General features: G+C 39.1%; 14 protein-coding genes. 2 read left to right on the top strand and 12 right to left on the bottom strand.

The annotated features are described in order from the left end of the window. Window positions 1–110: 110 nt before the first annotated feature. From opp4C to J7E81_RS01155, 8 genes are all read right to left on the bottom strand, one after another. Window positions 111–1016 (bottom strand): oligopeptide ABC transporter permease, encoded by a 906-nt coding sequence (gene opp4C, locus J7E81_RS01190; protein ID WP_215040230.1) that lies wholly within the window; start codon window positions 1014–1016, stop codon window positions 111–113. Window positions 1017–1027: 11 nt separating this feature from the next. Beyond that, complete coding sequence (opp4B, locus tag J7E81_RS01185) at window positions 1028–1993, bottom strand: oligopeptide ABC transporter permease (protein WP_215040228.1); 966 nt, start codon at window positions 1991–1993, stop codon at window positions 1028–1030. A gap of 146 nt (window positions 1994–2139) precedes the next feature. After that, window positions 2140–3858 (bottom strand): oligopeptide ABC transporter substrate-binding protein, encoded by a 1719-nt coding sequence (gene opp4A / locus J7E81_RS01180; protein WP_215040226.1) that lies wholly within the window; start codon window positions 3856–3858, stop codon window positions 2140–2142. Between the two features lie 91 nt (window positions 3859–3949). Further along, the gene (locus tag J7E81_RS01175; protein WP_374103968.1) at window positions 3950–4957 is read right to left on the bottom strand and encodes an ABC transporter ATP-binding protein; all 1008 of its coding nucleotides are present in this window, start codon (window positions 4955–4957) and stop codon (window positions 3950–3952) included. Next, a complete protein-coding gene (locus J7E81_RS01170; RefSeq protein WP_215040222.1) occupies window positions 4938–5981 on the bottom strand; it encodes an ABC transporter ATP-binding protein in 1044 nt (347 codons plus the stop codon). The genes J7E81_RS01175 and J7E81_RS01170 overlap by 20 nt, the downstream gene beginning before the upstream one ends. A gap of 142 nt (window positions 5982–6123) precedes the next feature. Then, on the bottom strand, window positions 6124–6912 hold the full coding sequence (locus J7E81_RS01165) for a DUF2268 domain-containing putative Zn-dependent protease (protein WP_215040220.1): 789 nt from the start codon (window positions 6910–6912) through the stop codon (window positions 6124–6126). Window positions 6913–7044: 132 nt separating this feature from the next. Then, window positions 7045–8283: a beta-ketoacyl-ACP synthase II gene (gene fabF / locus J7E81_RS01160; RefSeq protein ID WP_215040218.1), complete on the bottom strand. Its 1239-nt coding sequence runs from the start codon at window positions 8281–8283 to the stop codon at window positions 7045–7047. 49 nt (window positions 8284–8332) lie between these two features. Beyond that, window positions 8333–9265: a beta-ketoacyl-ACP synthase III gene (locus J7E81_RS01155; protein WP_215040216.1), complete on the bottom strand. Its 933-nt coding sequence runs from the start codon at window positions 9263–9265 to the stop codon at window positions 8333–8335. A 205-nt stretch (window positions 9266–9470) separates the two neighbouring features. Between J7E81_RS01155 and J7E81_RS01150 the strand changes: the two genes are divergently transcribed. Then, window positions 9471–9746, top strand: coding sequence for a hypothetical protein (locus J7E81_RS01150; protein WP_215040214.1), 276 nt, complete (start codon window positions 9471–9473; stop codon window positions 9744–9746). Between the two features lie 19 nt (window positions 9747–9765). On the opposite strand, the gene J7E81_RS01145 is transcribed toward J7E81_RS01150, so the two are convergent. The 3 genes from J7E81_RS01145 to J7E81_RS01135 all read right to left on the bottom strand — a co-directional run bounded on the left by J7E81_RS01145 (window position 9766) and on the right by J7E81_RS01135 (window position 11805). Continuing rightward, window positions 9766–9966 carry a ComZ family protein gene (locus tag J7E81_RS01145; RefSeq protein WP_308162111.1) on the bottom strand — a complete coding sequence of 67 codons (201 nt, stop codon included), beginning with the start codon at window positions 9964–9966 and terminating at the stop codon, window positions 9766–9768. 214 nt (window positions 9967–10180) lie between these two features. After that, entirely contained in the window at window positions 10181–11002 is an 822-nt protein-coding gene (locus J7E81_RS01140; RefSeq protein WP_215040212.1) for a hypothetical protein, read from the bottom strand. A gap of 80 nt (window positions 11003–11082) precedes the next feature. Then, window positions 11083–11805, bottom strand: a complete 723-nt coding sequence (locus J7E81_RS01135; protein WP_215040211.1) for an alpha/beta fold hydrolase — start codon at window positions 11803–11805, stop codon at window positions 11083–11085. 183 nt (window positions 11806–11988) lie between these two features. Here J7E81_RS01135 and J7E81_RS01130 point away from each other — a divergent pair, with 183 nt between their 5' ends. Then, window positions 11989–12174 (top strand): YjzD family protein, encoded by a 186-nt coding sequence (locus J7E81_RS01130; protein WP_215040210.1) that lies wholly within the window; start codon window positions 11989–11991, stop codon window positions 12172–12174. Window positions 12175–12303: 129 nt separating this feature from the next. Here J7E81_RS01130 and clpB read toward each other — a convergent pair whose 3' ends face one another. Beyond that, the gene (gene clpB, locus J7E81_RS01125) at window positions 12304–14901 is read right to left on the bottom strand and encodes an ATP-dependent chaperone ClpB (RefSeq protein ID WP_215040209.1); all 2598 of its coding nucleotides are present in this window, start codon (window positions 14899–14901) and stop codon (window positions 12304–12306) included. Window positions 14902–14995 lie beyond the last annotated feature (94 nt).

Here is a 14995-nt window from a genome sequence, read left to right as displayed (position 1 = left end):
ATCAGTATAGGCAGACCTTAGTTAAATTATTCCTTTTTATATATTTTGCTCCAATTGCTTTTACAGAAACTTTTCTTTTTATAAAAAAACTACCACTCACTTTGGTAGATTTATCTTTTTGATTTTGGATTGAAGGCATCTTTTAATCCTTCACCAATAAAATTAATCGATAGAATCGTAATCGTAATAATTAGTGCGGGTGGAACCCAAATCCAGAGTTTGAACTGAAGGACATCGGGCTCAGTTGCTGAATTCAACATATTCCCCCAGCTGGGTATTTCCTGTGGAACTCCAAATCCTAAAAAGCTTAAGCCTGTTTCCGCCACAATCATCGTTGCAAACGTAATCGTGGCCTGAACAATAATAGTTGACAAAATATTAGGCAATAGATGTTTAATAATAATTGTTGCAGGTGTGCAACCAATAGAAACAGCAGCAACAATATATTCATTTTCTTTTTCAGCCAAGATTTTACTGCGGACTATCCGGGCAATTCCCCCCCAGCTTAAAATACTGATTGTACCGATTAAAACCCATAAACCATTCACTTTTCCAAAAAGAATTGCATTCAAGACAATGACAAATACAAGGAAAGGAAAGTTTAAAATAAAATCAGTAAACCTCATTAATAAACGATCAATGACTCCGCCAAAATAACCTGAGGCCGATCCAATCAACGTTCCGATAACAATAACAAATAACGTACAGCTCAAACCTACTAACAAGGATATCCTTCCGCCATATAGCAGCCTCGTAAATACATCACGGCCAGCCTTATCGGTACCCAGCCAATGCTTACCCGATGGTTCTAATGACATCTCCCCAATATTAATCTTGGTTACATCCGCGGTTGTAATATATGGAGCCAAGAAGGAAACAATTGCTACCACAATTAAGAAAGCAAGGCTAATCATCGCGAGTTTATTGTTTACAAACTTTTTCCGAGCAATTGCCCATGGCGACAAACTTTTTTCACGGGGATTGACCGTTAATTTTGAATCTGTTATAACTTCCATGTTCTCCCCTCCTAATCTAACCTAATCCTTGGATCTACAACACCATACAATATATCAGCAATCAAGTTCCCAATTAGTGTTATAAATGAGAACATCATGGTCAAGGTCATTAAGACAGGATAATCCCTTGTTCCAACAGATTGTAAGAATAGTTGTCCAAGACCTGGATAAGTAAAGATCGTTTCGGTAATAATCGCACCCGAGATAATAGCTACTAAATCAAAGCCTAAAAAGGTAATGAGGGGGATAATCGAGTTTCTTAAAATATGAACATTATATATCTTTCTTTCTGGTGTCCCTTTTGCACGTGCAGTCCGTACAAAATCTTTACGGCTGTTTTCAATAATGTCATTGCGTAAAAACTGAGTATAACTAGCCGTACTCAATAGACCTAAAACGACTGCTGGTAAGAATACATGATGGATACGGCTTTGCCAAAATTCAAGTGTCCCTTCCGTCACACCGATATCCACTGATCCATTTGACGGAAACCAGCCTAATGTAAAAGAAAAAAGGAAAATAGCAAATACCCCTGCGATAAAGGAAGGAATGGATAATCCTAAATAATTTAATCCACCAATGATATTGTCACCAAGAGTATAAGGCTTCCTGCCTGAATACAGCCCCATTAAAAAGGCAAAAAGGTAGGTAATTAGAATCGAGGATAATCCGAGTAATAATGTATTAGGAATTTTTTCTGAAATTACCTCTGCGACTGGAATTTTAAATCGGGTTGATTTACCAAAATCCCCTTGAATAAACTCCCCAATCCAGCGGGTATATTGCTTTGGCATCGGGTCATTATAGCCCAATTTTTCACGCATTTCAGCGATATATTGCGGGTTTGTATTCCTTGGGTCTATTTCTCCTGTTAGAGAATCACCAGGCATAAGTTTCGCCAAGGTAAATACGACAATAGAGATAAGGAATAACATGGGAATCATGCCCAAAATTCTTCGAAATGCATATTTAAGCATGTGCATTCTCCTCGTCTATAAACTAGGTTAAATCCATGGATATATGCAGCCTATAAGAAAAAATGGGAGGAACAGAAACTTCCTTCTATCCTCCCCTATTTGAACTTTACGTTTTTAAACGCGTCATGCAGACATGATCAACGGATTTATTGCTTGATCCACCATTCGTTAGGCCGATTCATACCCGAAACATCGAATTTTACATTCTGAACTCGCTTTGAGACCGCCATTGTTTCGTCAATCTCTGCAATTGGCAATACAGGAAGCTCTTTCATGAATAGTTTTTGCCATTGGACATAAATGTCTTTTCGTTTATTGTTATCTGTACCAACTACACTTATATCAAGTGCTTGATCTAGAAGCTTATCACTCTCATCATTTACCCAGCGTGGATAGTTCCACATGGCTTTTGAACCCCAAAGTGGAGTTGGGTCAGGATCTGATCCAGTCTGCCACCCACCGAAGAATACTTCAATCGATTTATCTGCCTTATCCAGCATTTCATAATAAAGATTGACGTCTGTCATCGTTAATTTGGACTTTAAGCCGACTGCCTCCCAGTATTGAGTCAATGCTTTGGCACGTGATTCGAATGTTGGGTTTTGTGTTGCATAGTGGCTGAAGTTTACGACGAACTTCTTCCCTTTTGGATCTTCACGGAAACCATCCCCGTCTATATCCTTATAGCCTGCTTCATCTAATAGTTTTTTTGCTTTTTCTGGATTATATTTGTATTGCTCTAGATCTTTGTTATTTGCTGCAATCCAGTGATTTGTTGGAACAGGACGGTTTACTGGCTTACCAACCCCATAAAAGAAAGCTTTTACCCATTCTTCACGATTAATGGCATAATACATGGCCTCACGTAGTTTCTTATTTTGATATTTAGGGTCATTCATGATGTTTTTCTCACCATCCCAAGTACCTAATCGGAAACCTACATAATAATAGCTGACTCCTGGGTATGTGATGGCATTGACATTGTCCAGTGCCTTCACTTGATCGATAATACTTGGGTGAAATGAGGTCATATCAAGTGTGCCATTTTTTAATTCCCCAACAGAAAGTGATGGATCAATAACCTTAATGACTACTTTTTTAATATGAGGCTTACCGCCAAAGTAATCATCAAATCGCTCCATTTGAATTGATTCCCCTGGGACTACTTTCGTTACTTTAAATGGTCCTAATCCCACAGGCTTGGTCCGAACTTGTGCAGAGCCCATCATATCTTTTACAGCGATCCCTTTAAATTCTGTTTGGTTCATTGGATAGGTCCAAAGGTTATCTAAGTTATTTACACGTGCCTTATCGAAGGTAATTTGGATATGGTAATCATCTATGATTTTGATACCCGAAATTCCCTTGGCCTTTCCATCATGGTAGTCTTGTGCCCCAACAATATTCCTTACATTATCAAAACGAGGACCATCATAATCCTTATCAGCAATTACTTTTAACGCAAATTCCCAATCCTTAACGGATAATTCGTCTCCGTTATGCCACTTAACCCCTTTTTTGATTTCAAAATCAAACACCTTATTATCTGTGGTTTTCCAAGAAGCTATATGCGGCTGTGCCTTCAGGTTTTCGTCATAATCAATTAAATTTTCATCAAAAAAATCAATCACATATTGATCTGTCGCATTTCCATAGAATGCATAGTTGAATTTACCCTCAGGTGCTGAGTCTAATGCATAAATTAATGTCCCGCCATCCTGTGGTTTGCCAGCTGAGACATTATTTTTAACCCCATTGTTGTCGTTCTGCTTTGTACTAGCTTTTTCACCGCTGCTGCAAGCTGCTAAAAATGCAGAAAAAACTAACATTAAAGCTGCCAGCAAAAACATACTTCTTTTCTTCATTCAGTTCCCCCCTTGATATTTTTAAAGTTGAGCTAAGTACGTTTTTATACCGAAACAAGGCGCCTGTCTGCCATATAGAAGATGCCCCTTTTTAGTAAAGGTGGCAGGCTACTCGATGAGAAGGCTTCACCTCCTTTAATACGGGTTTAACTTTTGAACATTGCTCCACAGCCGCAGGACACCGTGGATGGAATGGACAGCCCGAGGGGGGATTAATAGGACTGGGGACATCCCCTTTTAATATGACTCTTTCTTTCTTAATCCTTGGGTCTGGGGATGGGATTGCTGAAATTAATGCCTGTGTATAGGGATGAAGTGGTTTTACGTATAGGCTGTTTTTATCGGCAAGCTCGACCATATTTCCTAAGTACATGACACCAATGCGATCACTCATATGTTTCACCACACTTAAATCATGATTGATAAAAAGGAAGGTTAGTTGAAATTCACGCTGCAAGTCTTTTAATAAGTTTAAAACTTGTGATTGTACAGAAACATCTAGTGCTGACACCGGCTCATCTGCAATAATGAATTTGGGTTTTAATGCAAGTGCACGGGCAATTCCAATTCTTTGCCGTTGACCGCCGGAAAATTCATGAGCATATTTATAGTAGGCATCATGCGGAAGTCCGACTTTATCTAGTAAATCCATGACTTCTATTTTTAATTCAGACTTACTTTTTTTTGAGAAATTATTGATAGGTTCTCCAATTATATCTCCGACCATCTGCATTGGATTGAGTGAAGCATATGGGTCTTGGAATACCATTTGCATATCTTTACGAGTTTCACGAAGCCTTTTTCCAGATAGGCGGGTAATATCTCTGCCATCAAAAAGGATTTGTCCTTCTGTTGGCATTAATAATCTTAATATCGTTCTACCAGTAGTGGATTTACCACATCCCGATTCACCGACTAGACCAAGTGTTTCTCCTCTCTTAATTTCAAAAGAGATATTGTCGACAGCCTTAACATTTCCGATAATCCGCTTAAAAAAACCACCTTTTACAGGATAATAGGTTTTAAGATGATGAATTTCCAACAGATTTTCAGGGTTTAGAGAGGTCTCAACTTTCTTACTAGGCACGGAAGTAGTCATCATCCCATCCCCCTTCTCTTGGACTACTTTTTTCAAATAGCAGGCAAGCAACTTCATGCCCTGGGTCAATACTTTTAAGGATAGGGGTGATTGTCAGGCATTCAGGCATCGCATGGGGACATCGTTGAGCAAAACGGCAGCCAGTTTCCGGAATTTTTGTAAGTGAAGGAACAATTCCTTGAATAGAGCTTAATCGTTCTCTTGGCTCGTCCATTTTTGGAATAGCCCCCAATAGCAGCGTTGTATAAGGATGTTTGGGGTTATGAAATAAAGTATCTACATCAGTTCGTTCGACAATCTTTCCGGCATACATGACCATCACTTCATCACACATTTCCGCAACTACACCTAAATCATGTGTAATCAGGATAATCGACATATCATTAACGGATTGAATTTCTTTTAGGAGCTCAAGAATTTGTGCTTGTACAGTCACGTCCAAAGCTGTGGTGGGCTCATCGGCTATTAGTAATTTAGGCTGACAGGCGATGGCAATAGCAATCATGACTCTTTGTCTCATTCCACCTGATAGTTGATGGGGATATTCATCCACTATTTTTTCCGGACGAGAGATCCCCACACCTTTTAGGAGGGCAACGGACTTTTGCCTAGCCTCTCGTTTTGTAATCTTCCAGTGATTAAAAAAGACTTCCTGTAGTTGGTACCCAATGGTGAAAACTGGGTTCAAGGATGTCATCGGTTCCTGGAATATCATTGAAATATCTTTTCCTCGGATTTTATTAATCTGTGATTCCGTCATTTTTGCAAGGTTAATTCCATCAAAGATCATTTCCCCCGCTATTACCTTCCCGCTTCCTTTTGGAAGCAGCTGCATGATTGATAGACTCATGACCGATTTACCGCAGCCTGACTCTCCGACAACTCCTAGGATTTGCCGTGGTTTTACCTCAAATGAAACATCATCTACGGCATTATAATCCTTCCCATCAATCTCAAAAGCTGCTTCTAAATTGTTCACTACGAGCAATGGTTCCTCCCTTAATAATGATTTTTTTCGGCTCATAATCCACCTTCCTCCTCGTTTATCATTTCTATACCTTATTGTATTTAAAAACATCTATTACAAAATTATGACTAACGCGAGATAGATTGGTAAGATTAAAGATTTTTATTCTTGTACCAAAAAGACTTCCAACAACGTTTTGCTAGGAAAATAGATCTGTACCTTTTAGATAGGTTTCTGCAGGTGTAGTAAAAGATGATTTGGTTGAATACTGGTTCTTCTTGTAATACTTTTCTATTAGATAAAAGCCTGCTGCATAGCCTAGTAGTTTTGGAACCCTTCCCCCTCCATATAGCAGTTCATCATGTCTTCTCTCATTTTTCTTTATTCCCAGCTGATTTTTAAGATATCTATCCCAAAATTTTTTCAACTCTTTTTCTGTATACATCGTGCACCAGGCGGCTAAATATTCCCGGCCGCATTTTTTTAATACAGTATATTCCGCTAGTCCTTCAATTATTAATGAATCAAGTAATGTGTAATCCTCTACACTCTTTCCTAACAAGCGCATTCTGCAGGCATGATGATATTCATGCACGAAAAGAGCTTCAACATCTGTCGGATCATCGTAATTTGATAGAAATAAAAACATTTTATCAGGAAAGGTTACCCCTGCTTTCCCTTTCTCCTCCCTTCTAAAAAATCCCCCAGCCTGGGCAATCGGAAAGAGGAAAATGGGGATATCCGGACCATTCCAACTGCTTTTATACTTAGCATAAATTTTCCCAACCTTATCCCACGTTTTCTGTTTGCGCAGAATCTGTTGATAATTCCAGGTTGAGTGAGACGGCTGATACATTCCAAAATTCATTAGTTCGCGATAGATCTCTCGCTTTGATTGTCCTTTGAAATAAGGAAGAAGCCTTTCACAGATTTTCAACGGATTGTCAAAGTTCTCTTCAAGCCACTCGTCAGTCCTAATGATTCCCATTGCTACACCCCATTTACGTAGTAACTATCTTCTGGTCATTTTATGAAAAATGAAGAAAGACGTTCGAGCATTCTGGGGTTCATCTTCTAAAAAACAAGAAGGGCCAAACATAACGTTTGGCCCTTCTTGTTTTTATTCATATTTTTTAAAGACAATGGTTGCGTTGTGACCACCAAAGCCAAGAGAATTGCTCATAGCTGCCTTGATTTCTTTCGTGCGTGCCGAATTTACTACATAATCTAAATCACACTCAGGGTCTGGTGTTTCATAATTAATCGTTGGCGGCAAAATGCTATCTCTAATTGCTAATACTGAAAAGATTGCTTCTACCCCACCTGCAGCACCAAGAAGATGGCCTGTCATGGATTTAGTCGAACTCATAGGTAAGTGAGAGGCGTGATCACCAAATACCTCTTTCACTGCAAGCGTTTCATATTTATCATTATATTCCGTGCTTGTGCCATGGGCATTGAGATAATCAATCTCTTCAGGAGCTAAACCACTATCATTAATCGCCATCTTCATGGCTCGGGCACCGCCTTCACCACCTGGGGCAGGAGCTGTAATGTGGTAGGCATCACCTGTTGCTCCGTATCCGACGATCTCTGCATAAATTTTTGCCCCACGAGCTAGTGCATGCTCTAATTCCTCCAATACCACAATGCCGGCACCTTCACCAATGACAAATCCATCGCGGTTTTTATCAAACGGCCGACTGGCAGTATTTGGATCTGGGTTGGTGGATAATGCAGTGTTAGCACAAAATCCTGCTACTGACATTTTTGTGATTGGTGCTTCTGCTCCCCCTGTTACCATTGCGTCAGCATCACCACGCTGGATGACTTTAAAGGCATCACCAATGGAGTTAGTTCCAGTAGCACAAGCTGTTACTGTACATGAATTGAAGCCTCTGGCACCAAGTATAATCGAAACTTGACCTGTGGCCATGTCCGGAATCAGCATGGGAACAAAGAAAGGACTAACACGTTTATAACCTCTTTTTTGGAAGATCTCAAATTGCTGTTCAAACGTTTCCATCCCGCCAATACCTGAGCCAATCCAAACGCCCACTCTATGAGAATTTTCTTCATTAATTGTTAAATTGGCATCCTGTACCGCCATTAGGGCAGCAGCAACTGCAAATTGTGTAAAACGGTCCATCTTCCGTGCGTCCTTTTTATCAATAAAAGCTTCTGGATTAAAGTCTTTTACCTCTGCAGCAACTTTTGCCGGATATTCGTCGGCATTCACCCTTGTCATTGGCCCAACTCCGGACTTTCCTTCGAGGATCCCTTTCCATGTGGTCTCAACATCGTTTCCAAGCGGTGTAACTGCTCCGACTCCTGTTACTACGACCCTGCGCTTTTCCATTTAAACATCTCCTTTTCCATTCTATTTATCCTAAAAAATTAAACGACAATTATTTTCCCCAGCGCATCGCAATGGCGCCCCAGGTTAAGCCTCCGCCAAAACCAACCATTACAATTAAGTCATCCTCTTTAATTCTGCCAGCCTCGACGTCCTCTATCAGTGAAATCGGAATCGATGCAGCTGAAGTATTACCATATTTATTAACCGTCTTAGACATCTTTTCGATTGGTAATTCCAATCTCTGTCTCGAGGCTTCCATAATTCGGATATTGGCCTGATGCGGGATTAAGAAATCGACATCATCTTTTGTTAACCCGGCTTTTTCGAGTACATTTATACAGCTTTCTCCCATTTGTCTAACGGCAAATTTAAAGACCTCGCGCCCATTCATGATAATGTATTCATCTTGGTATAAGTGTTTTGCTCCGGTCCCGTCAGCCCCTAATTCAAAAGATAAAATTCCACGATTTTCAGATACGGGTCCAATAATGGCAGCACCGGCACCATCGCCAAATAATACAGCCGTATTTCGATCATTCCAGTCTGTTATTTTTGAAAGTTTTTCAACACCAACAACTAGTACGTATTTGTAGACTTGTGACTCAATAAATTGTTTGGCCGTTACAATCCCATACATAAATCCAGCACAAGCGGCACTTACATCCATTGCTGCAGCTTTTTTGGCTCCTAATCTTTCCTGAATTCGGCAGGATACCGATGGAAAGGGAGAATCCGGTGTCACAGTGGCAACTAATATTAAATCAATATCTGCTGCTGTAATACCAGCATTTTCGATTGCTTTTTGCGCGGCAGCAAATGCCATGTCGGACGTATTTTCATCATCCGCAGCAATTCTTCTTTCTTCAATCCCTGTCATGGTTTTAATCCATTCATCAGAGGTATCCATCATTTTTTCTAAATCATGATTAGTGAGTATTTTTTCCGGTAAGTATCTGCCCATTCCCACAATACCAGCTCTCATTATTCCATCTCCTTTAATCTAGGTAAGATCTTATCTATTTCTTGGATTAATATCAATTATTATGACTTGGTACTAATTTTATCAAACTCCTCCTATTTTAAGCAACTGTTTAATCCTATTTATCATCCGCTAATGTACATACCTTTTATTTATTGAAACATATTCTAGATTAAAAGGTATTTTTATTAGGGGAGGCCGAAGCAGGATGGCAAATTTTGATGTGGAGCAAGGCTCCAAAAAACAAGAAGAAAGGGAAGAACAATCAAAGGCAGACCGTTTTACAAGTTTAATGTTTGGTCCTAGGAGAGACAGTGATGGGCAAGAATCTCGGCACCATCTAGAACCAAAGCAAAACCAGTCTGCCATTAATTATGAGGAACTTATGATGAATATTGATACACTTCTTGATTCCGTCCGTGGGATGAAGCCATTATTTAGTAAAGTTTACCCATATATCGAACAATTATGGAAAAAAAAATAAGCTGCCAATAACTGGCAGCTTATTTTTTTAGACTTTCCTTAAGAGCATCTTCTTTACCAAGTTCATAGGCTTCCTGCATCACTTTAGTAAATAAATTCATAAAGGGCTGAATAAGATCCATCGTTAGTTCAACCCCTGCTTGGTCTAATTGCTCTTTTGCCTCCGGTAAGTGTTTCATTGCAATCTGCATAAATTGTAGTGTATTGTCTTGATTGTTCACGTTATGTACTCCTTTTATAAAATTAATTAGGCTATTCTCCCATTTTCTTCGAGTGGTTAAACACCTTCCTATTTAGTATTGGACATATGTGCTGCAACCACTCCAAATGGAAAAAACGTTTTTTTCTTTTTATTTTAACCCTTGATTAACTAATTGAAAAGTCCTCCATCCCCTAGTTAGGAAATATGGTTTAAAATTCACCAATTTCATACATTTAGATTAAACGCCTCGTCATTTCTATTTGTTTTTCAAATGACTCGCTGAATGGAGTTACCTTTTTTACTGTCACTCGACTGATTGTTTGATCTATATCTAATTTTTCGGGATAAATTTCTTTCGTTTCTAGTTTCAGTTGTGCTGCACACTGAACCCAATAATTCTCTAGGCCGCTTTCAATCAAAAAGTGCCTGTTATCCTCAACCGTTAAATTTTCATTCGAAACCAGAATAGCCTCTACTGCATCATCCACATATAGGATATCTCCGGTCCATTCACGTTTATTTACCCTGATTTCGCTGCTATCCATGTTTGCAAGGAGGGCCTGTTGGAATGTATAGGTGGATGGCTGCCAAGGACCATAAATGGCCGGTAAATAATAAAATTGATTATTTTTCCCCCAGGCAATGGCTTCATTGATTACAGTCCGCAGGCTATTTGCCCCATCAGGTACTAATAATTGGATTGGTAGAAGGAATACGATATCTGTCAGACTTTTATTCCCTTCAATAAATTGTTGTAATTTAGTAACCGTTTGTTTTTGAAAAATGGTCTCATCACTCAACATATATAGATCATAAAGTGAAAGGATTAACGTTGTTTTAGTGGTGTCAACTTCTCTGCATGTATCCAATTCTGATAGCAGAATCTCTCTAAAGTTTGCATTCCTGCCCACCTCCAGCCTTTTCTCCTCCAGGTAGGGAGTATGGTTGTTTTCATCGATATGAATTCCAATAACCTCTAACCCCATATTTAAGAGGGCACGCCCCATTTGAAAACTAACAAAATCATAAATGCCAAAAATCATGGCCTTGTCCATTACCTCTTCCTCCCCAAAATAACTTTAATGAATCCTATGCGATTTTACTAGGAATTATTTCATTTTGGGGAGGGTTATCATTAAAGTACTTTTTCATGACTGTTAAAAAACTTGATTAACATGGTTCCAAGCTGAGGTTTTTTTTCAGGAAGGATAAAGATTGGGTTTATTTTAGGGGTATTAATAACTTTTTGATAAAGCTTTGATTGGGTGTACGCTTTCCCACCTGACAACACTTGGATAATCGTGATTGGACATTCATAATCAAGATTAACCACTTCATCCATCTTAAATATTTCATTTTCAAGAGTAGATTGGTCGGTTTGATGTGCAGCCGTTAATTCCCTCATTAATTTTTTGTAAAAGAACTTGTGCTCTTTTTCTTGTTCAAGATGATTTTTCAATGAAAGAATGGGATTAAGCAGCACTAATGATCGAATCGATCCCTTCATTTTTTCCAAAAGTTTTATGGCTGCTAATGCACCCATCCCTTCTGCCAAAATATGAATTTTATTATTAAGGATTTCACTTCTAATGACATGCTGATATAACCTTTGAGCAAGTTCGACAGCATCTTCGCTACCCCAGTTACGCCCATAAAGATTTGAGGAAAAAATGGTGTACCCGGCATCTTTTAATTCATTGATAATCGCCAGCTTTCCTTCGTTTTGCGTCCAAAAGCACTTGCTCTCATCAACAAAATGCCTTTCATCTCCAATTATTAAGATCCCAAATCCTTTAGGCTTTTCGGGGTAATGAATGATATTCCATTGGGTATCCATCTGAAAATTACGATTCTCCATCGCTAAATCTCCTTTTACATATTTCCTCATGGTATTGTATGCCGTTTCACAATAGTTGAAAGGGAGTTTGCCCATTTTAAACGAACTTGGGAACATAAATCAGAAAATTGTTTTTTTATATATTTTTTCTTCATTGTATGGTAGTATTTAAATTAATGTAAAATAAGTAAGAGGTGAAACTGAGTGCGTATATTTTGGACTTTTTTCTGGTCTTTCCTTTTAGTGCAAATGCTTACATATGTTGTTAGTTCCATGACAGCCGGCGCAGAATATAATTTTGCTCAAGGTTCAATTGTTGCTGTAGGGGTAACCATATTAATTCTTATTGCTGCTGCAGTGATTCCAAATGAACCTGTTGAAAAGCATTAAACGAAAAGCGTAAGCGCCTGTTTAGCGAAGTACTTGAAGCTGGACAATTTTCTAAGCATTTTTATATTATTTTATCTAGAGAAAAAGGTCTTCCACGCTAACTGGATGACCTTTTTTCTGTTTGGACTACTATTTTTGCACGTTAATTAATACATCACCATCTTGGACGGTTATTCCTACGGTTGACTGCTCGTGTACCCTGCCGGCAATGATTTCACGAGCCAGCTTTGTTTCAATATTCCTTTGAATATAGCGCTTTAAAGGTCTCGCCCCATAAATAGGATCGAAGCCATTTACTGCTATAAACTCCTTCGCATCTTCACTGATCGTAATATTAATTTGCTGCTGCTTTAATCGATTTTGCAAATCGTTCAGCATTTTACTGACAATATTCTTTATCTCCTCTAATGATAAAGGTTTAAAGAGAATCGTCTCATCTATTCGATTTAAGAATTCCGGCCGGAAATGAGACCTTAACTTACTCATGACCTTCGCTCTCGTTTCATCCGAAATTTCAATCTCACTTTCACTTCGATCAAGCAGGTAGGGAGACCCAATATTGGAAGTCATAATAATGACGGTGTTTTTAAAATCGACCACTCGGCCTTGCGAATCTGTAATTCGTCCGTCATCAAGAGCCTGAAGGAGAATATTAAAAACTTCCGGATGGGCTTTTTCAATTTCATCCATAAGAATAACCGAGTATGGCCTTCTTCTAATCGCTTCAGTCAACTGGCCTCCTTCTTCATATCCTACATATCCCGGAGGCGCCCCAATTAAACGTGAAACTGCATGCTTTTCCATGTATTCAGACATATCTATCCTTATCATATGCTCTTCACTGTCAAATAAGGACTCCGCCAGTGCCTTTGCTAATTCTGTCTTCCCCACGCCGGTTGGTCCTAAAAATAAAAATGATCCAATTGGACGATTGGGGTCCTTAATACCAGCTCTTGCTCTTAGGACGGCATCCGTTACTAGAGTAACCGCTTCATTCTGACCAATCACTCGTTCATGAAGGATTGATTCTAATTTAAGCAGCTTTTCTCTTTCTCCTTCTACTAGTTTAGAAAGTGGTATGCCTGTCCATCTAGACACGATATTGGATATCTCTTCTCCAGTCACTTCTTCTCGAAGAAGCCGTTCATCTGTAGCAGCTTTTTCCTCCAAATCTTTAAGTTCTTTTTCCGCTAAAGGAATTTGTCCATGCCTTAATTCAGCCGCTCGATTTAAATCATAACGATCTTCTGATTGCTGGAGTTCACGGCGGAGTTTTTCAAGCTGCTCCCTTTTCTCCTGTACTTTTTGAATACTTTGTTTCTCCTGCATCCATTTTGCCTTCATCGTATTCGCTTGTTCTTTTAAATCTGCTAGTTCCTTTAATAAGGATTCGAGTCTTAATTTACTACCTTCATCATTTTCTTTCCGAAGTGCAGCCTCTTCAATTTCCAACTGCATAACCCTGCGTGTCACTTCATCCAGTTCTGTTGGCATAGAATCAATTTCCGTACGAATCATGGCACAGGCTTCATCGACAAGGTCGATTGCCTTATCTGGTAAAAAGCGATCTGTTATATAGCGGTCTGACAATGTGGCCGCTGCCACTAAGGCATGATCGTGAATCTTGACCCCGTGATGGACCTCAAAGCGTTCCTTTAGTCCCCTTAATATCGAGATGGTATCTTCTACATTTGGTTCTTGAACCAGTACTTGTTGAAAACGCCGTTCAAGCGCGGGATCCTTCTCAATATACTTCCGATGCTCATCAAGTGTAGTTGCTCCAATACAATGCAGTTCCCCTCTAGCAAGCATCGGTTTCAACATATTTCCAGCATCCATCGCCCCTTCCGTTTTACCTGCACCGACAATGGTATGGATTTCATCGATAAAAAGTAGAATACGTCCTTCACTTTTCTTAATTTCATTTAAGACCGCTTTAAGCCGTTCCTCAAATTCACCCCGGAATTTTGCTCCAGCAATTAATGCACTCATATCTAATGAAAAAATCGTTTTATCTTTAAGACCTTCTGGAACATCTTTTCTCACAATTCTCTGAGCAATTCCCTCAACAATTGCTGTTTTCCCAACCCCTGGTTCACCGATTAAGACAGGATTATTCTTTGTTTTACGTGATAAAATTCGTATCACATTACGAATTTCAGCGTCTCTGCCGATGACTGGATCAATTTTACCGCTTGTTGCTTCGGCTACAAGGTCCCGTCCATACTTTTTAAGAGCATCATATCCTGCTTCCGGATTTTGTGATGTCACTCTTTGGTTCCCCCTTATTTCCTTTATTGCTTTTAAAATCATTTCCGGTGTTAGACCGTATATTTGAATGATTTTTTTCATATGTGAATCATTTGCATAAACAGCAGCCAACAAGATGTGTTCAACTGAAATGTATTCATCCGAAAATTTAGCCGCAAACTCTTCCGCACTTACCAGTAACTTTTGGAGTTTTGCAGTAACATAAAGCTTACCCTGTTCAACACCGCTCCCAGTTACCTGCGGTTTTTTTGCCAATTCTCCCAATAATGATTTTTTTACCTTTTCAGCCGTTAAGCCGGCTTTTTCGAATATAGATGCGATTAGACTGTCATCCTGATCCATTAGCGAAAGAAACAGATGCAGTTCATCAATTTCTTGATGATTTTCTTTGATAGCTAAACTTTGCGCCTCCATGATGCCTGTTTGTAAGCGTTCCGTCATTCGGTTTAAATCCACCGTTTCTCACTCCTTTTGACCTTTTTTGACCTATTTATTTCTATTATAAGAAATTCATTACAATAAGTAAAATAACACAAGAAGAAAAGCCATC

It is taken from the genome of Bacillus sp. ISL-18 (assembly GCF_018613415.1).
In the GTDB taxonomy this organism is placed as follows: Bacteria; Bacillota; Bacilli; order Bacillales; family Cytobacillaceae; genus Neobacillus.
Note: the sequence above shows the minus strand (reverse complement) of the source record. Positions and strands in the feature narration are given on the sequence as shown.

Bases quoted from the DNA above. Each gene is read 5' to 3' on its own strand.
- opp4A (WP_215040226.1), bottom strand. From the start codon at position 3,858: ATGAAGAAAAGAAGTATGTTTTTGCTGGCAGCTTTAATGTTAGTTTTT.
- J7E81_RS01140 (WP_215040212.1), bottom strand. From the start codon at position 11,002: ATGGACAAGGCCATGATTTTTGGCATTTATGATTTTGTTAGTTTTCAA.
- J7E81_RS01155 (WP_215040216.1), bottom strand. From the start codon at position 9,265: ATGAGAGCTGGTATTGTGGGAATGGGCAGATACTTACCGGAAAAAATA.
- J7E81_RS01150 (WP_215040214.1), top strand. From the start codon at position 9,471: ATGGCAAATTTTGATGTGGAGCAAGGCTCCAAAAAACAAGAAGAAAGG.
- fabF (WP_215040218.1), bottom strand. From the start codon at position 8,283: ATGGAAAAGCGCAGGGTCGTAGTAACAGGAGTCGGAGCAGTTACACCG.
- J7E81_RS01175 (WP_374103968.1), bottom strand. From the start codon at position 4,957: ATGACTACTTCCGTGCCTAGTAAGAAAGTTGAGACCTCTCTAAACCCT.
- opp4C (WP_215040230.1), bottom strand. From the start codon at position 1,016: ATGGAAGTTATAACAGATTCAAAATTAACGGTCAATCCCCGTGAAAAA.
- J7E81_RS01170 (WP_215040222.1), bottom strand. From the start codon at position 5,981: ATGAGCCGAAAAAAATCATTATTAAGGGAGGAACCATTGCTCGTAGTG.
- J7E81_RS01165 (WP_215040220.1), bottom strand. From the start codon at position 6,912: ATGGGAATCATTAGGACTGACGAGTGGCTTGAAGAGAACTTTGACAAT.
- J7E81_RS01135 (WP_215040211.1), bottom strand. From the start codon at position 11,805: ATGGAGAATCGTAATTTTCAGATGGATACCCAATGGAATATCATTCAT.
- opp4B (WP_215040228.1), bottom strand. From the start codon at position 1,993: ATGCTTAAATATGCATTTCGAAGAATTTTGGGCATGATTCCCATGTTA.